This window comes from Caballeronia sp. TF1N1, assembly GCF_022878925.1.
Lineage (GTDB): Bacteria > Pseudomonadota > Gammaproteobacteria > Burkholderiales > Burkholderiaceae > Caballeronia.
The window spans coordinates 722,330-741,954 of record NZ_CP084626.1 but is presented as its reverse complement, the minus strand read 5'-3'; the positions used below and the strand labels follow the sequence as shown (position 1 = coordinate 741,954).

Below are 19,625 nucleotides of genomic sequence, written 5' to 3'. Positions count from 1 at the left end.
GTGTCGAAACGAAAGCGTCAGACCACGTTCATTGCCAGCGCGCTTGCGCGATAATGCTCCGCGGCCTTTTCGGTATCGCCGAGTTGCTCGTGCAGACGCGCCAGCGCGCGATGCGTCCGAATACGCAACGGCTCGTCTTCCGCCAGCTTCAGCGCCGATTCGAGAAACGCCTGCGCCTTGCCCCACAATTGCTGATGCAGGCACAGACGACCGAGCGTGAAAAGCAGGTCGGCGTCTTCGGTGCGTTCCTTTTGCCAGGCTTCGGCGCGCTGAATGAGCGGCAAGGCGTCGCCCCCGACGATGCAATCCGGATAACGCCGCAACAACCGCGCATCCCAGTTCACGGCGAGCGCGTCTTCGATAATCTTCTTCGCTTCCGCCCGACGATCCAGCGCGATCAGCAATTCGGCGGCGAGATCGGCGAGACGCGGCGACTGACGCTCCACCGGCGACAATGATTGCCACAGTTCGAGCAGCGCATCCGGATTATGCCGGCGATCGCGCAGCAGGTTTTCCGCCGCGACTTGCCGCAGCCGCACGGCGACCGCGGGATGCAGCGCCTCGCGCTTTTCCAGCATGCGCACGAGCTTCAGCACTTCGCCCCAGTTCTTCAACTGCTGCTGGGCGCGCAACGCGATCTGCTGCGCATGGATGCGCCGCCCGCCCTGCGCCTGGATCTCGGTCAGCGCGACGAGCGCGCCGTCCGCGTCGCGGCCATCGGCGCGCATGTCGGCGGTGGCCATCAGGCGCGCGTCCTGCCAGTCCGCGCCGCCGACTTGCGCGAGCCACTCGTCGCGACGCGCGTATTCATGCAGCCGATGCGCCGCGTTCGCGCCGATCAAGCCCGCCGCGCCCTTGTTGTCCTCGACACTCAACGCATCGCGCGCGGCTTTCTCGGCCTTCGAGAAGCGGCCCGCGTACAGATGGCCGATCGCATCGCGCAAGGACGCGTTCGCCTTCGCAAGCTTGCTGCGCGTGCGATACGCCGCCACGCGCGACGGCATCTTCCACACGCCACGGATCGCGCGGATCAGCGCATAGAGCGCGAGAAACAGCACGACCAGCGCCACGACAAACAGATTGAGCGACATGTCGATGCGATATGGCGGCAGCACGAGCAGAATCTGCCCGCCATTGAAGCCGCCGACCGTCGCGATGATCGCCGCAACGACGAACAACAGTGCAATCCAGATGAGTCCACGAATCGTCATCATCCGCCTCGCTTGAACTGGTGCACGGCGGCGAGGCTCGCGTCCAGGTTCGGCACGGCGACGGCCATCGACGCCTGATCGACCTGCTTCACGAGATCGCGCACGGCCTGAACCGCTTTCGACGAGGGATCGAAGTAGCGGGCAAGCGCGGCATCGGCGGCTTTCAGGTCGGACTTGAGCGTAGGCTCACTGCGCGAAAGCAGCGAAAGACGCGCCGACAACAGACGCAGCTTCACGTTCTGGCGCACGAAGTAACCCTGATCCGGCGACGTGAGCATGGCGTCCGCATTGTCGATACGCCGCACCGACACGAGACTCGACAACTGCTGCCCGATGCCGCTCGTGATCTGATACCACAGCACCTTCCAGCGCGGCACGCCGGTCGCCGCTGCAATCGACGCGCTGTCACCCGGTTCTGACGCGCGAGCGCGCGCCGGATCGATCGGCGCTTCGCCGGACAGCGGCAAGCTGTCGATGCGGTCGATCGCCGTATCTAGCTTGATCGCGAGACCCGTGAGGTCGGTGGTCGGCGTGGCCTTGAGCTTGTCCATGTCCTGCGCGACGGCCTTGCGGATCGCCACGACCTGCGGACCGTTCGTGGCGGCCAACCGCGTGTCGGCGCTTTGCAGCGCGAAAAGCGCGAGTTGCACGTTGCCGGTCAATTGCAATTGCTGGCTTGCGCTCGACAGAATCTGCTCGACTTCGGCAACCGTCCAGTCGTCGCGATTGCTCGCGAGGTCCTGATACTGCTGCTGCAACGCCTGGCTGTGCGCCTCGGCGTCATTGAGCTTGCCCTGCAACTGAATGACCTGCGTATTGAGCGCGGCGGTCGAACTCGCGGCTTCGTCGGCCTTGGCGCGCAGTTGCGCGTCTTGCGCGTTGGCCTCTTCGACGCGCTGGGCGAGCGCCTGGTTATTGCGTTCGAACTTGCGGTTGAGCGCATAGCCACCCGCGCCCGCAGCAATCGCGAGGATAACGATGACGAACCACAACAACACCGTACCCGCGCCGCCGCGCCGCTTCTGCTGCTCGTAGGGCGTGAAAGGCGTATTGGGCGGAGGCGGTGGCACGTTGGGCTGAGGTGAAGCTTTGTTGGAATCGTTCGAATCAGTCATGCGTGATTGAGCCGTTTGGTGGGCCGGCGCGGCGGCCGGTTGCGTGTCCGGCGATGCATCCGCCGGTGCGGGCTTCGCGTGCGTTTCACGTGCTTGATTGGTGTGAGGTGCAGCCTGAATTCCAGCCGATTTGCGCGGGTAAAGCGCATCGACTGCCTGCACGATGCGCTCGTCGCCGGCGCCGGACACCGTCATCCTATCAAAACCCGCTTGCCGCGCGGCCTGCTCGATACGCGGATGCGGGCAGATCACCTGCGCGTGCCGCAGCCGCGTGATCTCGTCGGCGGTGAGATGTTCGCGCGCGAGTTCGTCGAGATTGCGCACGCCTTCGGAACTCGTCAGCAGCCACGCGTGCGGATTGCCCGCGAGCAGCGTGTGGATGCGCTCCCACTTGTGCATGGACGGTTCGGGCAGCACGCGGCGATACGCCGCCGCCTTCTCCACTTGCGCGCCCGCTTCGGTGAGGTGCTCGGCGAGCCACTCGCGCCCGCCATCGCCACGCACGATCAGCACGCGCTTGCCTTCCAGACCGTTCTCGCCGAGCGTGGCTTCGATTGCCGTGTAGAGCGCTTCGGAATCGAAACGCGGATCGGCTTCTTCCGCCGACGGACTGATCACGCGGTACGCCGGCGCGCTCACGCCTTGCCGCGCCAGCGCAGCGACGCTGCCCGGACCCACGACGGCCACCGGCACGTCCACAGGCCACGGCGCGAAAAGACGGCTGAACGCATGATCGATCGCATTCGGCGAGACGAAAACCACGAGCGCGTAACGTTGCGGCCCGTAGAGTTCGTCGAGGGCCGCGCGCAAAGGAGCGTCGTCGGCGACGGGCGCGATGTCGATGAGCGGAAACTCGAGCGTCTCGAAACCGGCATCGGCGAGAAGCGCGATGAGCGCAGCCGATTGTCCCGCAGGCCGCGTGACGACGATGGTGGCGCGACGCTCGCTCGCCATCAGTGCTTGCCCGCCGTCGAAGGCGGGATCAGGTCGGGATTGGCCGCGTCGTTGCCGGGGCTTCGGTTCGGCCCGTCCGGGTGGCTGATGGTGGTCAGCGCGTTGACGATCTCCATGGCGCCCTGCGCTTCGAGATCCGCCGATACGCGCAAACCCAGTTCGAGCGCGGCGGCAAGATCGGGCGTGGCGATGCGTTCTTCCGCGTTCAAGACGCGCGTGCCATCCGGCGTCGAGACCGCGCCGCGCAAGTACAGCGAATCGTTCTCCCAATGCGCGTAAGCGGCCAACGGCACTTCACAGCTGCCACCAAGCGCACGCGACACGGCGCGCTCCGCTTCGACGGCAAGCGCGGTCGCTTCGTGATGCAAGGGCGCAAGCCACGCGACGAGATCGGCGCGATCCGCACGAATCTCGATGCCGAGCGCACCCTGCCCCGCCGCCGGCAGACTGTCGGTTTCATCCAGATATGCGCGGATGCGTCCTTCGAGACCAAGCCGTATAAGACCGGCCGCCGCGAGAATGATGGCCGCGTATTCGCCGCGATCCAGCTTGCCTAGACGCGTGTCGAGATTGCCGCGCAGCGGCCGCACTTCGAGATGCGGATAGCGCGCGCGGATCATGGCTTCGCGGCGCAGGCTCGAGGTTCCCACCACGCTGCCCGCCGGCAACGCAGCGAGCGAATCGAAGTGCGAAGAGACGAACGCATCGCGTGGATCTTCACGTTCGAGAATCGCGCTGAGTGCGAAGCCTTCGGGGAGTTGCATCGGCACGTCTTTGAGCGAATGAACCGCGAGATCGGCGCGGCCGTCGGCGAGCGCGGCTTCCAGTTCCTTGACGAACAGACCCTTGCCGCCGACCTTCGATAACGTGCGATCGAGAATCTGATCGCCGCGCGTCGTCATTCCGAGAATTTTGACGTCGCAAGATGGATATAATTTGTGCAGCGCACACTGCACGTGCTCGGCTTGCCACATCGCCAGCCGGCTTTCCCGCGAAACGATTGTGAGGCTCGCGGGCGGTGTCGTTGAATGCGTCTCGGAATTCATTGAAGCTCGATCGAATGACGGGATGGATAAATAGACATTAGCTAACAATGGTAGCACGCAGGCCAGGGTCGACCTGAAGACACGCGGCGCGCCAGAGCCTTAGTCCGCGCGCCTTTCGAAGCGTTCAGCACGCGTTCCGGCAGCGGAAGGCAAAGCGGCTGCGGCGCGGTTGCGGCAGCTTCGCGCCGCACCTCGCGCGGCTGTGCAGAACTCGTTTCGTCGGTGATTTCGTCGCGTTACCCTGACTGCGCAGCTTCTGAGGAGAACCCGACGTGACGACTTCCGGATCGGCCCGCCCCGCGCGCCGCAACGCTCTATCGCCTGACTCTTCCGCCGACGCATCGAGCGCGGCCCATGCAACCGGCGCTTCGTCGTCAGCGATGCCGACGTCAGCGACGCCAATCATTCGCACGACGAAAGCGGCCACTGCCGTGAAGGCATCGAAGGCGAGCGTGGCTCCAAAGGCCGCGCCGGTTCCCAAGAAGGCGAGCGTAAAAACGGCCATCAATGGCGCCGAACGGCCGAAGCCGACCAGCCGCACGCGCGACGACAAGGACCGTCCGCTCTTCGAAGACATCCGCTATCTTGGCCGCCTGCTCGGCGACGTGCTGCGCGAACAGGAAGGCGACGCCGTCTTCGAACTCGTCGAAGCCATTCGTCAGACCGCCGTCAAATTTCGCCGCGAGGACGACAACGAAGCGTCGCAAGCGCTGGAAAAGCGTCTGCGTGCTTTATCGCCGGAACAGACGGTCAGCGTGGTGCGCGCCTTCAGCTATTTCTCGCATCTGGCGAATATCGCGGAAGACCGTCATCACAATCGGCGGCGGCGGATTCACGCGCTCGCCGGTTCGACTTCGCAGCCGGGCACCATCGCCTACGCCATCGAGCGCATGCGCGAGCAGTCCAACGTCAGCAAAACACGCAAGGTGCTGGAAAAGTTCTTCGATGCCGCGCTCATCGTGCCCGTGCTCACCGCGCATCCGACGGAAGTGTCGCGAAAGAGCATTCTCGATGCGCAACACGACATCGCGCGCCTGCTTGCCGAACGCGATCAGGAACTGACAGCGCGCGAACGCGCGCACAACGAAGCCGTCCTGCGGGCGCGCGTGACCTCGCTCTGGCAAACGCGCATGCTGCGCGAGTCGCGCCTTTCGGTCGCCGATGAAATCGAGAACGCGCTTTCGTACTATCGCGCGACTTTCCTGGAAGAAATTCCCGCGCTTTACGCCGATATCGAGGAAGCGCTCGCTGAACACGGCCTGCCCGCGCGGCTGCCGCCGTTCTTCCAGATGGGAAGCTGGATTGGCGGCGACCGCGACGGCAATCCGAACGTCACCGCCGCCACGCTGGAAAACGCCATCACGCGGCAAGCGACGGTCATCTTCGAACACTATCTGGAACAGGTGCACAAGCTCGGCGCGGAGTTGTCCGTGTCGAATCTGCTCGCCGGATCGAGCGAAGCCTTGCAGGCGCTCGCGGATGCCTCGCCGGACCAGTCGCCGCATCGCACGGACGAACCATATAGGCGCGCGCTGATCGGCATCTATACGCGGATCGCGGCGAGCGCGCGCGTGCGGCTGGGCGAAGGCGTGGTCGCGGTGCGCAGCGCGGGACGCGGCGCGGCGCCAATTCGCGCGACGCCTTATGGCGATAGCTCCGAGTTCACGCGCGATCTTCATGTGCTGATCGACTCGCTCGCGCAACATCATGGCGGCTCGCTTGCACTGCTGCGGCTCGCGCCGCTCACGCGCGCTTCGGAAGTGTTCGGCTTTCATCTGGCGAGCATCGACTTGCGGCAGAGCTCGGATATCCACGAAGCGGTGATCGCGGAGTTGCTTTCGCGCGCGGGCGTCGAAGCCGACTATGCGGCGCTTTCCGAGGAAGACAAGCGCGCCGTGTTGCTCAGGGAACTTGCGCAGCCGCGTCCGCTGCGTCTTCCTTATGCCGATTACTCCGATCTCGCGAAGAGCGAACTCGGCGTGCTCGAAGGCGCACGCGTGACTCGCGAGAAGTTCGGCAAGCGCGCGGTGCGCAACTACATCATCTCGCACACGGAAACCGTGAGCGACTTGCTCGAAGTCATGTTGCTGCAGAAGGAAACCGGCGTGCTGCACGGTTGCCTCGGCAGCAAGGACAATCCCGCGCGCGATGGCGTGATGGTGATTCCGCTCTTCGAGACCATCGCCGACTTGCGCAATGCGCCAGTCATCATGGGCGAGTTCTTCAAGCTGCCGGGCATCGACGCGCTCATCGAAAATCAGGGCAACGAGCAGGAAGTCATGCTCGGCTATTCGGACAGCAACAAGGACGGCGGCTTCTTGACGTCCAACTGGGAGCTGTATCGCGCGGAACTGGCGCTCGTCGCGCTGTTCAAGCAACGCGGCACGACCTTGCGTCTCTTCCACGGCCGGGGAGGCACGGTGGGACGCGGCGGCGGCCCGACCTATCAGGCGATTCTGTCGCAGCCGCCCGGCACGGTCGATGGGCAAATCCGTCTCACCGAGCAAGGCGAAGTCATTTCGAGCAAGTTCGGCAATCCGGAAATCGGGCGGCGCAATCTGGAAACGGTGGTGGCGGCAACGCTCGAGGCATCGCTTCTGCCGCACGAGAACGCGCCCGCGCAACTGCCGCTATTCGAAGCGACGATGCAAACGCTCTCCGATTCCGCGATGGCCGCGTACCGCGCGCTCGTGTACGAAACTCCCGGCTTCACCGATTACTTCTTCGCCTCGACGCCGATCGCCGAGATCGCCGAACTGAACATTGGCAGCCGGCCGGCATCGCGCAAGCTGCAGGACCCGAAGCAACGCAAGATCGAAGATTTGCGCGCCATTCCGTGGGGCTTTTCGTGGGGCCAATGCCGCCTGCTGCTGACGGGCTGGTTCGGCTTCGGCAGCGCGGTGACGGCTTATCTCGATTCGGCCGACTCGGACGCGGAACGCGCGAAGCGCCTCGGCACCTTGCGCAAGATGCACAAGACGTGGCCGTTCTTTACGAATCTGCTTTCGAACATGGACATGGTGCTCGCGAAGACCGATCTCGCGGTGGCGTCGCGTTATGCGCAGCTCGTCGCGGACAAGAAGCTCAGAAAGCGCGTGTTCGATCGCATCGTCGCGGAGCACGAGCGGACCGGCAACGTGCTCGCGGAAATCACCGGCAAGGGCGAGCGCCTCGCTGACAATCCGCTGCTCGCGCGCTCGATCAAGAACCGTTTTCCGTACCTCGATCCGCTCAATCACTTGCAGGTGGAACTGCTCAAGCGGCATCGCGCGGGCGATCAGAACGTGCGGCTGCGGCGCGGGATTCATTTGACGATCAACGGAATTGCGGCGGGCCTGCGTAATACGGGTTGATCGATGCGCCCGGCAACGGGCATTGCATCTTTCACGTGCCACGAATCACGCCATGTGTTCGTGGCACGTTTGTTTAAGTAGCCCTTGCGGCATTCGAGCGGCGCTCAGTCGCGCCGCTTGCCTTCGATCATCAACGCATCCAGCTCGAACGAGAAGTCGTCGCCGGCCTTGAAGTATTCGCGCACTTCGTCGGGCGCGGCGGCCCACATCGATTTGATCGCCGTCACGCGTTCGGGCGGCGTTCTCATGCGTGTCACCCACGAATCGAATTCCAGGCCGATACGCCAGCGCTCGGTCACGTTCGCGTCGAAGCCGGCGGTATCGAGCATGGCGATCCACTCGTCGGCGCGATAGTCGCGGATATGCGATGCATCGCGCAACAGTTCGATTGCCTGAATGTGCGTGTCGTACAGCGGATCGTCGGCGCCCGCGATATCGATGAATTTCAACCGGCCGCCCGGCTTGAGCACGCGCCGCACTTCGGCCAGCGCGCGCGGCACGTCGCGCCAGTGATGCGCGCTCATGCGGCTCACCACCCAGTCGAACGAGGCGTCGGCGAATGGCAGCGACTCGGCGGCGCCCTGTTGCGTGCGGATCGTGGCAAGGCCGCGTTCCTTCGCGGCGGCATCGACCGTGGCCAGCATTTGCCGGGCGATGTCGTACGCCACGACCTCGCGCACGTGCGGCGCCACCGCGAAACTCGCGTGACCCGCGCCGCATCCCATGTCCAGCACGGTCGCGTTGCCGCACGTCGCGGCAAAAGTCGCGGCGAGATTTTGCAGATCGGCGCCGCTCGCGTGAACCTGGCTCGTGAGATAGGCGGCGGCGGTGCTGCCGAACGCATCGGCTACCTGGTCGTGGTGTTTCATCGGTATGGCTCCGGAATGTTCTTTGGGGACGCCGGCGGTTCCTGAGCCGCCCGGCCTGCCGCTACAATAGAGCCCGCCTTGTACCAGTACAAGTTGACTGTTTATTCTGGTATCGACATTACCCGCCACGCCTCATGAAAACGACCCCGAAGACCGAATCCAGGGAAGCTGTCGATATCCCCGCACGCGCGCTCGGCGAATTCATCCGGGCGCATCGCGAACGGCTTTCGCCGCAGTCCGTCGGTTTGCCGCCGGGGCCGCGCCGCCGCACGCCGGGGCTGCGCCGCGAGGAAGTCGCCGCGTTGTGCGGCGTCAGCCCGACCTGGTACACGTGGATCGAGCAGGGCCGGCCGGTTTCCGCCTCGGCGGATGCGCTCGCGCGTATCGCCGTCGCATTGCAGTTGTCGCGGGCCGAACGCGCGTATCTCTTCGAACTGGCCGAGGAACGCGATCCCGCCGAGCCCGATCCCACCGCGCAGGACGTGCCCGCCGCGCTCTTGCAGAGCGTCGGGCTGATCGGCGCGCCGGCCTACGTGCTCGACCGCCAGTGGAATGCACTGCGCTGGAACGCGCACGCGTCGGAACTGTTCGTCGGCTGGCTCGACGGCGAACACGACCGCAACCTGCTCGCCTACACGTTCACCTCGCCGGTGGCGCGCGCGTTGATCGTCGATTGGGACACGCGCGCGCGCCGTCTTGCCGCCGAGTTTCGCGCCGATTCCATCCGTCACCTCAACGACGCGCCCACGCGCACGCTGATCGACACGCTCGGCGCCGCCAGCGATGCCTTCGCGCGCTACTGGGCGTCGCAGGACGTGTTCGAGCGCGAAGGCGGCGAACGCGCGTTCGATCACCCGTCGCGCGGACGACTCGTGTTCAACCAGATCACCTTCAAGCCCGCGCATCGCGAAGATCTGAAGCTCGTGATCCTCGTCGGCAACGACTGAGGCAGCAGGCGCCGAATGTTAAAATCTTCGACTTCCGGCTTGCCGCTTTAGCCGCCTCATTCGCCTCAACCGCCAATCACATCACCATGACGTCCCAACTGCACAAAAAAGGCGAAGCCTGGTCGGCTCGCTTCTCCGAGCCCATGTCGGATCTCGTCAAACGCTATACGTCGTCGGTGTTCTTCGACAAGCGGCTCGCTCTCGTCGACATTCAAGGCTCGCTCGCGCACGCGTCGATGCTTGCGGCGCAGAAGATCATCGGCGCGGACGACCTTGCCGCCATCGAGCGCGGCATGGCGCAGATCAAGGGCGAAATCGAGCGCGGCGAGTTCGAGTGGAAGCTGGACCTGGAAGACGTGCACCTGAACATCGAGGCGCGGCTGACCGCGTTGATCGGCGACGCCGGCAAGCGCCTGCACACCGGCCGCTCGCGCAACGATCAGGTCGCAACCGACATTCGCCTGTGGCTGCGCGGCGAGATCGACCGTATCGGCGAACTGTTGAAGGACCTGCGAAGCGCGCTCATCGACATGGCCGAGAAGCACGCCGACACCATCATGCCGGGCTTCACGCATTTGCAAGTGGCGCAGCCCGTGACCTTCGGGCATCACCTGCTCGCTTATGTCGAAATGTTCTCGCGCGACGCCGAGCGCATGCGCGACTGCCGCACGCGCGTGAACCGCCTGCCGTTGGGTGCGGCGGCGCTCGCGGGCACGAGTTATCCGATCGACCGTCACGCGGTGGCGAAGACGCTCGGCTTCGATGGCATCTGCGCGAATTCGCTCGATGCCGTCTCCGACCGCGACTTCGCCATCGAATTCACGGCGGCCGCCGCGCTCGTCATGACGCACGTCTCGCGCTTTTCCGAAGAACTGGTGTTGTGGATGAGTCCGCGCGTCGGTTTCATCGATCTCGCGGATCGTTTCTGCACCGGCTCGTCGATCATGCCGCAAAAGAAAAACCCCGACGTGCCCGAGCTCGCGCGCGGCAAGACAGGCCGCGTGAACGGTCATTTGATGGCGCTGCTCACGCTGATGAAAGGCCAGCCCCTCGCTTATAACAAGGACAATCAGGAAGACAAGGAGCCGCTTTTCGATACCGTCGATACGGTCGCCGACACATTGCGCATTTTCGCGGAAATGGCGGCGGGCATTACCGTCAAGCCGCAGGCCATGCGCGCGGCCGCGCTGCAAGGTTTCTCGACGGCCACCGATCTCGCGGACTATCTCGTGAAACGTGGCCTGCCCTTTCGCGACGCACACGAAGCCGTGGCGCATGCGGTGCGCATCTGCGTGGATCGCGAATGCGATATCGCCGATTTGTCGCTCGATGAAATGAAGCAGGAACTGCCGAACGTCGCGCATCTGATTGGCGACGATGTCTTCGAATATCTCACGCTCGAAGGTTCGGTCGCGAGCCGCGATCATGCGGGCGGCACCGCGCCGGATCAGGTGCGTGCGGCCGCCAAGGCGGCGCGCGCGGCGCTTGGCTGATCGAGCCGGACCATGCTTCGAATCGGACCCATTCGTGGGTCCATTTTTTTGGGAACGCCGGTTTTTATCACGCCGTGCGAAACACTGCATGGTTGAAATGCGCGCATGAAATGGGAGCGAACCTATCCGCCTTGGCGTAGCTCGCAAGCATGATGAGAGACACTTTTTTGCCTTCGGGAATCATCATGCACAAGCGCAATTTTCGCAGTACCGCATTGGCTGCGCTCGTTGCGGCGGAAGCGCTTTCCGGCACGTCCGCCTCATATGCCGAGCGCAAAAGCTCACAACTAGAAGTCACGTTGACCATCCACAATGCCTGCTCGATCGTCAGCGGTTCGGAAACGGCAGATCCGATTGAGATGCTTTCCGGTGCGAATGACCGAACGTCCATCAAGGTGGATTGCACGGGAAAACAAACGCCCTACGGCGTTTCCGTCATGAGCGAACTGCATGCAAGCACCGCCGTCTCCAGGCAAGCAACAGCACAGGCCGCGACGGCAGCTTACGGCGATGCTCGAAAGACGATCGGCGTTGCCGCGGAACCGCAATCTTCGGCGACAAATTCCGAGACCACGCCGTTGGTCAAGTTCGTGACCGTCGAGTTTTGATATTCGCGGGGCGCCGATTGTGCGCACGACACGACTTGCAAGGCAACGCTCGATTCATTGGAAAGCGATGCAATGCAGGTCGAGTGTTTTGCCCTACACGCTTTAGATGCCCAACAATCCCGATTTGAATTCACAAAGATAAAACGACGGGTCTTGGGTGTTCATACCGCTTCACCACATCTGCTTCATCGTCTTCCCGACTAAAGGCATCTGCTGAACGGTGCAGCTTTCTTTGTAACGCAAGCATCGCCATGATTCGAGATTGCATTCGCAATTTCGCCTGGATCGTTCGTATTTGCTTCGCTTCTCTCAACGAGTTCCTTGAACGAATCGACGTCATTCTCACAAGAAAAAAACGTCAAGGAAAACACGCTCCGTCTATCCTTAAAAATTTTTCCGTAGGAAACCTAATATCCGATTTTCGGCTTGCCTCGCCTTGGTCGCTGGATTATCAATGATCGCACGAGCCCTATAAGAGAGGGCTTGACGACAATTCAGTCAGCGCAAATGAGTCGCGGATCGAAACGAACCAAACAAACCGAGTAAGGAGGCCGTTCTCATGAATCGCCTTGGCATGAAGTCGAAGACTACTGCGCTGACGCTGGCTGCGCTCGTCGCTTATTCAATCAATGCGTTGGGCGCCGAATGGCAGGAAGGTGCGACCTACGCGGCGGGCGCGACCGTCACCTACAACGGGCGCACATACCAGGCTCTTCAGGCGCATACGGCTTATCCAGGCGCTGGGTGGACTCCGGCCAGCACGCCGACCTTATGGCGCGATGTGAGCGCGGCTACGCCTACGCCAGCACCATCGCCCACACCTGCGCCGACACCCGCTCCGACTCCTGCGCCAACTCCCGTACCAACCCCGACGCCGACTCCAACGCCAACACCCACTCCCACTCCCACTCCGACACCTTCGGCTTGCTTCGCTGCGTGGTCGGCATCGCAGGTTTATGCACAGACAGGTACGCGCGTCACGGCCAATGGACGCAATTACAGAAACAAGTGGTGGACCCAAGGCGACAACCCGACGCAGTCCGGACAATACGGCGTATGGGAAGACATAGGCGCATGCTCGGGAAGTCCGACGCCGACACCGGCGCCAACGCCAGTTCCAACGCCGACGCCGACGCCAACACCAACACCAACACCGGTCCCGACTCCAACGCCGACACCGACACCGACACCGACACCAACGCCGGTTCCAACACCAGCACCAACACCGGTCCCAACACCGACACCAGCACCCGTGCCGACACCGGTCCCGACTCCTACGCCGGCACCTACGCCTACACCCACGCCAACACCAACGCCCGCCCCCGCTCCCGCCGGCGCGCGTGAAGTCGGCGCGTACTTCGCGCAATGGGGAATCTACGACCGCAACTACAAGGTCAAGGATGTCGACACATCGGGCTCGGCGAAGCTGCTCACGTTTATCAACTACGCATTCGGCAACGTTTATCAAAAGAACGGCGGCTACGAGTGCGGCATCATCAACAAGGCAGAACCGGGTGCGACCAACGAGAACGCCCCGGACGCAGGCACCGGCGGCGACGCCTGGGCCGACTACCAAAAGGGCTTCTCGGCGAACGAATCGGTCAACGGCAAGAGCGATGCATGGGACTGGCCCTATGGCGATCCACGCCAGGGCAAGTCCGGTCCGCTCAAGGGTAACTTCAATCAGCTCAAGCTATTGAAGGACAAGTACCCCAACGTGCGCATGATCATTTCGCTCGGCGGATGGACCTGGTCGAAGTGGTTCAGCAAGGCCAGCGCCACCGATGCGCTGCGCAAGCAGCTCGTCTCGTCGTGCATCGATGTCTATATCAAGGGCAACGTGCCCTTCGATGCTGCCTCCAACGCGGGCGGAGATGGCGTCGCAGCGAACGTGTTCGACGGCATCGACATCGACTGGGAATTTCCCGGTGGCGGCGGTCAGCCCTACAACACGTACGACGTCAAGGACAAGGAGAACTACACGCTTCTCCTGACGGAATTCCGCAAGCAACTCGACGCCATGGGCGCGCAAAACGGCAAACGCTATTTGCTGACGGTCGCTATCGGCGCGGGTGGCGACAAGATCGCCAGCACCAACCCGGGCGACTACAGCAAGCCGCTCGACTGGATCAACGTGATGACGTACGACTATCACGGCGGATGGGAAAGCACCGGCCCGACGGACTTCCAGTCGCATTTGTATCCGGACCCGGCCAGCCCGAACATGGCGGGCGCTCCCGGCAACACCTACTACACCGATGCCGCCATCCAGGCCTTGCTGAAAGCGGGAGTGCCGTCGTCGAAGATCGTTCTCGGCATTCCGTTGTATGGGCGCGGCTGGACCGGCGTCACGCCGGGACCGAAGGGAGACGGGCTCTATCAGAAAGCCACCAAGACAGCGCCCGGGAAGTACGAGGCCGGCATCCAGGACTACCGGCTCCTGAAGAGCGCCGCAGGCACGGTGTACGAGCATCCGGTGACGAAGCAGTCGTACAAGTTCGACGGCACGACTTTCTGGTCCTACGACTCGCCCACGACGATCCGCGTCAAGAACGCCTACGTGAAGCAGTTCAGTCTGCGCGGTGTCTTCGGCTGGGAGCTGGACGGCGACGCCGCCAACGCGGAACTGCTGAACGTCATGAGCGAAGTCAACAAGTGATCGGCCGCGCGACTGCGCCCGGTGCATGACGCCGGGCGCAGACGATGCGCAGTGCAATGAATCGGGGGCAGCCATGCAGGATCGATTGACGAATGCCGCGTTCTCGACGGCCGCTGTGTCGAAAACGAAACTCTCCCGGCACAACCTCGGCTGGCGCGGGCGCGGCTTTACCGTGCTCGAGTTGCTGGTGGTGCTGCTCATCATCGCGCTCCTGGCGGGCTATGTCGGCCCGAAGCTCTTCGGTGAAGTCGGCAAGGCGCGCTCCAAGACAGCGGCGACGCAGATAAAGGGTATCGAAGACGCGCTCGATCGATACCGTCTGGACACCGGCCACTTTCCCGGCACCGACGCCGGACTTCAGGCGTTGATGAGCAACGTCGGCAACACCTCGGGCTGGGAAGGTCCGTACATGAGCAGCGCCATTCCGAACGATCCGTGGGGCAAGCCGTACGTCTACCGCTCGCCCGGCGAGAACGGCAAGGACTACGACCTCATGACCTACGGCGCCGACGGCAAGCCCGGCGGTTCGGGCGAGGACGCGGACATCATCGGCAAATGATGGATTCGGCGGCAGTCATGCGATATCGCGTGCGGGTCGAGTCCGACGGCGGCCAGCAGGAACTGGAGCTCGATGCAGCGGACGAAACGCAGCTTCGGCAGAACATGGCCGACATGGGTTTGTCGCTGATCGAAGCGACACCCGTGGAAAAGAAGACGCGCGGTCTCTCGTTGCGCAAGCCCGTATTCGAGCGCGCGCTCTTTACGCAGGAACTGATCGCGCTTCTGGAAGCGGGCCTGAGTCTCGTCGAAACGGTCGAGACGTTGCGCGACAAAAGCAAGGAAGGCCTCAATCGGACGGTGCTGCAAGGCATCGTCACCGCGCTTTACGAAGGCGAGCCGTTGTCGCGGGCGCTCGAGCGTCAAACCGAACATTTCCCGCCGCTGTATGTCGCGACCGTGGCATCGGCGGAACAGACGGCGCATCTCTCCGAGGCGCTCAAGCGCTATCACCACTACGACGCGCGGCTCGCGGCGGTGCGCAAGAAAGTGGTGTCGGCCATGGTGTATCCGTCCATCGTGATCGCCACGGGCGCGTTCATCATCCTGTTCCTCGCGTTCTACGTGATTCCGAAGTTCAGCCAGGTGTTCGCGTCGATGAAAGACATCCCCTTCTCCGCCCGCATGATGCTCGCCTGGGGCAACCTCGTCGCCGAGCATGGCGGCGTGCTGCTCGCGGGCATCGTGGCCGCGCTCGCCGGCGCGATCATGGCGCTGCGCAACGAGAAGGTGCGCGGCAGGTTGTTCGGCGCGGTGCTGCGCCTGCCCAAGCTCGCGGATTACCAACGGCTCTTCGCCCTGACACGGTTTTACCGGACGCTCGGCCTGTTGCTCGCGGGCGGCATGTCGATGGTCGCGGCGCTCGAACTTTCCGCGCAATTGCTGCCTTCGCTGATGCAGTCCGCGCTTGCGCGCGCGCTGGACGAAGTGCGCGCGGGCAAGTCGCTGTCCGGCGCGTTGCCGGCCGCGAATCTCACGACGCCGGTGGCCGAGCGGCTGATCCGCGTCGGCGAGCAGAGCGGCGAGCTGGCCGGCATGGTGACGCGCTCGGCGGAATTCTGCGACGAGGAACTCGACCGCGCGATCGACACGCTGATGCGCGTGGTCGAGCCGGTGCTGATGCTGGTGGTGGGCGGCATCGTCGGGACGATCATCTTTCTGCTCTATATGCCGATTTTTCAGTTGGCCGGAAGCGTGGGGTAAGACATGGAACAGACCACCGATACGCCCGCGAAGGCGAACCCCGTGCGCGACCCGCGCCCGAAGCAGCAGCAGCTCTGGGACGAAGCGGAACACGACGGCGCCGACTATCTGAAGAAGGTCACGCAGACCATCGGCCTGCGCGGCTTCGACGCCACCGCGCTCGAAACGCTCGAACCGCGCTTCGACCTCCTGCCGTTCGGCGAAGCCATGTCGCGCCGCTGTTTGCTTGCCGCCGACAGCGACGCGCGTCTGTGGTTCGTGCTTGCCGATCCTTTCGATCCGCCGCTGCGTGCCTGGGCGATGCAGCGCGTTAAGAAGCCATTCGCGTTCGCCTTTTGCGTGCCGGGCGAGCTCATGGCGTACCTCGCGCTGCACGAGTCCGCGCATCAGGCGCTCACGCAGGTCAATGTCGACAGCAAGACCGGCAACGCCGCCGCGGCGGGCGTGGAGATCACGCTCGCCACGCTTTCGGCGGACGTGCATCCCGTCATCCGGCTCGTGAATTCGTCGCTGTACGACGCGCTCAGGGCGCGCGCCTCGGACATCCATATCGAGAGCACCGCGACGGGTCTCGTCATCAAATACCGCATCGACGGCGTGCTGCAGGAAACGGCGTCCGCGCCCGGCACCGATGTCGCGGAGCAAGTGCTCTCGCGGCTCAAGGTCATGGCGGAGCTCGATATCGGCGAGCGGCGCATTCCGCAAGACGGCCGCTTCAAGGCGTTCATCAATCAGCGCGAGATCGATTTTCGTGTGTCGATCATGCCGTCGATTCACGGCGAGGACGCGGTGCTGCGCGTGCTCGACAAGCAGCGCGGCGATGCAAACAGCACGACGCTGCGTCTGGACGGACTCGGACACGACCCGGACACGGTAGCGTCGATTCGCTCGATCGCGCGCGAGCCCTACGGCCTGTTGCTCGTGACGGGCCCGACTGGTTCGGGCAAGTCGACCACGCTCTACGCCACGCTCACCGAAATCAACACGGGCGACGAGAAGATCATCACGATCGAGGACCCCGTCGAATACGAACTCGCGGGCGTGCTGCAGATTCCGATCAACGACAAGAAAGGACTCACCTTCGCGCGCGGCCTGCGTTCGATCTTGCGGCACGATCCCGACAAGATTCTCGTGGGCGAGATCCGCGACGGCGAAACCGCTGGCATCGCCGTGCAGGCCGCGCTCACGGGACATCTGGTCCTGACCTCGGTGCACGCGAACAACGTGTTCTCCGTGCTGGATCGCTTCCTTCACATGGGCGTCGACATGCACAGCTTCGTCGATGCGCTGCTCGGCGCCGTCGCGCAACGGCTCATGCGCAAGAACTGTCCGCATTGCGTGCGCGACGACGAGGTGCCCGACGACGCCACGCTGCTTGCCTCGGCGCTCACGCGCGAGCAGGTCGCGCATTGGCGCTTTCGCCGTGGCGCGGGCTGCGAGGCATGTCGCCGGACGGGCTATCTCGGGCGTCAGCCGATTGCGGAAGTGCTGCGCATGAACGACGCGATCAAGCAGTGCTTCGTGGAACGGCGGCCGTTGATCGAACTGAAGCAACTCGCGAATCGAAGCGGTTTCGTGCCGATTCGCCAGATCGCCCTGCGCGCGGTCGCGGATGGCCGCACGACGCTCGCGGAAGTCAACCGCGTCACGATCGTCGAACCGGCATAGCGGAGACGGAACATGTCACGTTGGTCGGATCTGGTCGGAGCGATGAGCGCCGTCGCGAAGCGCCCTTCGAGGCGCACGGGACCGGCCCGCGCGGGCGCTTTCATGCCGCGCGTGACGCTATGGGTCGATGGCGAACGGGTGCGAGAGTCCGGCGTCGCGAGCAACGTGAATACCGAAGCCCTTACGACGCCGGGCGACACGGCGGCCGCGCTCAAGGCCATCGAGGCGCTCGCGCCGAAGCCCGCGCGACCTGGGCTGCACGGCCTGCGCGTGGTCGTCGGCGCGCCGTTCGTGCGCTATTACGCGTTGCCGTGGCGGCCGCATCCCAAGCCGGAGCAATGGGTGTCGATGGCGCGCATGCAGGCCGCGCAGGCGGGCGCGGGCGCGGGCGCCGAGCCGTGGCGCTACGCCGTCACCGATGGCGCGTGGCAACAAGGCCGCCTCGCCGCCGCGATGCCCGAGGCGCTGTGCGCGGGCATCGAGCGCTTATGCAAGACGCGACGACTGCAATTGCTCGGTATCGAGCCGGGCTTTACCTTCGCCATGCAAAAGCATGCGCGGCACATTCGCGACGGCAACATCGCCGTCGTGGAACTGGAGCAGGCGGCAAGCGGCGCGGCCATCGCGCATATCGGCTTGCGGCGCGGCGGCGGCTGGAGCGGCTTCATCGCGCTGCCGGTGGCGGGCCCGCTCGACGACGTGCTGCGCGACGCCTTCGTGCTCGCCGCCACCGAGCCGCCCGAGCGCTGTTACGCCATCGGGCCGGGCGCAGCCGATCGCTGGGTCGCGGATGCAACGCTCGTCGAATGGCTTGCCGCGCCATGGGAGGCTTCGCCATGAAAGCGCCCGCCATCGACCTGCATCGGGCCAATCGTCCGGGCGTGGCGACCGGGCTGATTGCGCTCGCCCTCGGCGTCGTCGTGCTGTTCGTGACGATGCAGTATCGCGACAAGCTCAAGGAGCAAGGCGCCGCGCTCGATGAACGTGAAGCGTCGGTCGCGCAGGAGGAGAAACGCTTCGAGCGCATTGGCCGAGCGCATCGCGGCACGCGCAATCCCCGCGCGGACGCCTTGATGGCGCAGCAGCGCTATGCGGCGGAACCGGCGCGCAGTCTGATCGAAGGCGGTTGGCAACCGAATATCGCGATGCTCTCGCTCGATATCGTGACCGCATCGCGCACCATCAACATGCAGTTCGAGACGCGCTCGGCGCAGGAAGCGATCTCCTATGCGGACTGGCTGCAGGCGCAGCCCGCCGCCGAAAGCGTCTCGATCAAGCGGCAGAGCGAGAAGCCGGGGCCGCCCGTCAAAACCGTGGAAACCGCGCTTCAGGTGACGTGGCGCCCGTTCGCGACGCAGGCGGCAACGGGCGCGTCGGCGCCGGATGTGGCCGCGTCTTCCGCCGGAGGTTCCAGATGAGCCGCTGGCTTTGGGAACTGCGCCGCGCGCAGTGGCGGCTCGGCACCTTCGGGCTCTTTGCGCTACTGCTCCTGAGCAGCGCGGCGATCATCGCGCTGGTCGAGATCCTGCCGCTTCGCAACGACATCGCCGCACGCGAGCTCGATCTCGATGCGCGCACCGCGAAGCTGAAACAACCGCCGCCGCCCATGCCGGATGAAGCCGTGGCGCCGACGAGTCCGGAGCAGCGTTACTTCGTTTTCCTGCACAGCCTGCACGCGATCGCCGCGAAGAACGGTATCTCGATGCCGCAAATCACGTATCAGATGGCCGCGCAGGACAAGGATTCGCCCTCCCGCCGCTTTGTCGTCGAGACGTCGTTTTCGAGTCAGTATCTGCAATTTCGTACTTTCTTCTCCGAGTTGCGGACCTTGCCGGGCATTCGCTGCGAGCGGCTCACGCTGTCGCGGCCGAATATCGGCGTGACCGATCTCGAAATTCGCCTGCAATGTTCGTTCGTCGTGGAGGCGGCCAAGTGAAGCCG

Annotated in this window: 16 protein-coding genes and 1 pseudogene; 13 read left to right on the top strand and 4 right to left on the bottom strand. The window is 64.1% G+C overall.

The annotated features are described in order from the left end of the window. Nucleotides 1–17: 17 nt before the first annotated feature. The 3 genes from LDZ28_RS03390 to hemC are packed head-to-tail and all read right to left on the bottom strand — an operon-like array spanning nt 18 to nt 4,326. Nucleotides 18–1,211 (bottom strand): heme biosynthesis protein HemY, encoded by a 1,194-nt coding sequence (locus LDZ28_RS03390; protein WP_244827980.1) that lies wholly within the window; start codon nt 1,209–1,211, stop codon nt 18–20. After that, a complete protein-coding gene (gene hemDX / locus LDZ28_RS03385) occupies nt 1,211–3,280 on the bottom strand; it encodes a fused uroporphyrinogen-III synthase HemD/membrane protein HemX (protein WP_244827320.1) in 2,070 nt (689 codons plus the stop codon). Before hemDX ends, LDZ28_RS03390 begins: the two co-directional genes overlap by 1 nt. Continuing rightward, the gene (gene hemC / locus LDZ28_RS03380; protein WP_244827319.1) at nt 3,280–4,326 is read right to left on the bottom strand and encodes a hydroxymethylbilane synthase; all 1,047 of its coding nucleotides are present in this window, start codon (nt 4,324–4,326) and stop codon (nt 3,280–3,282) included. Before hemC ends, hemDX begins: the two co-directional genes overlap by 1 nt. A gap of 272 nt (nt 4,327–4,598) precedes the next feature. On the opposite strand from hemC, the gene ppc reads away from it, so the two are divergent. Further along, nucleotides 4,599–7,679, top strand: coding sequence for a phosphoenolpyruvate carboxylase (gene ppc / locus LDZ28_RS03375; protein WP_244827318.1), 3,081 nt, complete (start codon nt 4,599–4,601; stop codon nt 7,677–7,679). Nucleotides 7,680–7,783: 104 nt separating this feature from the next. Here the strand turns inward: ppc and LDZ28_RS03370 are convergent, their stop codons facing one another. Then, a complete protein-coding gene (locus tag LDZ28_RS03370) occupies nt 7,784–8,548 on the bottom strand; it encodes a class I SAM-dependent methyltransferase (protein WP_244827317.1) in 765 nt (254 codons plus the stop codon). 134 nt (nt 8,549–8,682) lie between these two features. Between LDZ28_RS03370 and LDZ28_RS03365 the strand changes: the two genes are divergently transcribed. The 12 genes and pseudogenes from LDZ28_RS03365 to LDZ28_RS03320 all read left to right on the top strand — a co-directional run bounded on the left by LDZ28_RS03365 (nt 8,683) and on the right by LDZ28_RS03320 (nt 19,620). After that, complete coding sequence (locus LDZ28_RS03365) at nt 8,683–9,495, top strand: helix-turn-helix transcriptional regulator (protein ID WP_244827316.1); 813 nt, start codon at nt 8,683–8,685, stop codon at nt 9,493–9,495. Between the two features lie 86 nt (nt 9,496–9,581). Continuing rightward, nucleotides 9,582–10,988, top strand: coding sequence for an argininosuccinate lyase (gene argH / locus LDZ28_RS03360; protein WP_244827315.1), 1,407 nt, complete (start codon nt 9,582–9,584; stop codon nt 10,986–10,988). A gap of 185 nt (nt 10,989–11,173) precedes the next feature. After that, nucleotides 11,174–11,596 (top strand): hypothetical protein, encoded by a 423-nt coding sequence (locus LDZ28_RS03355; RefSeq protein ID WP_244827314.1) that lies wholly within the window; start codon nt 11,174–11,176, stop codon nt 11,594–11,596. 559 nt (nt 11,597–12,155) lie between these two features. Then, nucleotides 12,156–12,596: pseudogene (locus tag LDZ28_RS32810) on the top strand (carbohydrate-binding protein); the annotation flags it as partial. A 74-nt stretch (nt 12,597–12,670) separates the two neighbouring features. Continuing rightward, nucleotides 12,671–12,940 carry a hypothetical protein gene (locus tag LDZ28_RS32765; RefSeq protein WP_305038168.1) on the top strand — a complete coding sequence of 90 codons (270 nt, stop codon included), beginning with the start codon at nt 12,671–12,673 and terminating at the stop codon, nt 12,938–12,940. Next, complete coding sequence (locus LDZ28_RS03350) at nt 12,849–14,255, top strand: glycoside hydrolase family 18 protein (protein WP_305038167.1); 1,407 nt, start codon at nt 12,849–12,851, stop codon at nt 14,253–14,255. Before LDZ28_RS32765 ends, LDZ28_RS03350 begins: the two co-directional genes overlap by 92 nt. 73 nt (nt 14,256–14,328) lie before the next feature. After that, entirely contained in the window at nt 14,329–14,814 is a 486-nt protein-coding gene (gene gspG, locus LDZ28_RS03345) for a type II secretion system major pseudopilin GspG (RefSeq protein WP_244827312.1), read from the top strand. A 17-nt stretch (nt 14,815–14,831) separates the two neighbouring features. Then, entirely contained in the window at nt 14,832–16,016 is a 1,185-nt protein-coding gene (locus tag LDZ28_RS03340) for a type II secretion system F family protein (RefSeq protein WP_244827311.1), read from the top strand. A gap of 3 nt (nt 16,017–16,019) precedes the next feature. Beyond that, nucleotides 16,020–17,684, top strand: a complete 1,665-nt coding sequence (locus tag LDZ28_RS03335; RefSeq protein WP_244827310.1) for a GspE/PulE family protein — start codon at nt 16,020–16,022, stop codon at nt 17,682–17,684. A gap of 12 nt (nt 17,685–17,696) precedes the next feature. Next, nucleotides 17,697–18,524 carry a hypothetical protein gene (locus LDZ28_RS03330; RefSeq protein ID WP_244827309.1) on the top strand — a complete coding sequence of 276 codons (828 nt, stop codon included), beginning with the start codon at nt 17,697–17,699 and terminating at the stop codon, nt 18,522–18,524. Beyond that, a complete protein-coding gene (locus LDZ28_RS03325; RefSeq protein WP_244827308.1) occupies nt 18,521–19,102 on the top strand; it encodes a hypothetical protein in 582 nt (193 codons plus the stop codon). Before LDZ28_RS03330 ends, LDZ28_RS03325 begins: the two co-directional genes overlap by 4 nt. Beyond that, the gene (locus tag LDZ28_RS03320) at nt 19,099–19,620 is read left to right on the top strand and encodes a hypothetical protein (protein ID WP_244827307.1); all 522 of its coding nucleotides are present in this window, start codon (nt 19,099–19,101) and stop codon (nt 19,618–19,620) included. The genes LDZ28_RS03325 and LDZ28_RS03320 overlap by 4 nt, the downstream gene beginning before the upstream one ends. Nucleotides 19,621–19,625 lie beyond the last annotated feature (5 nt).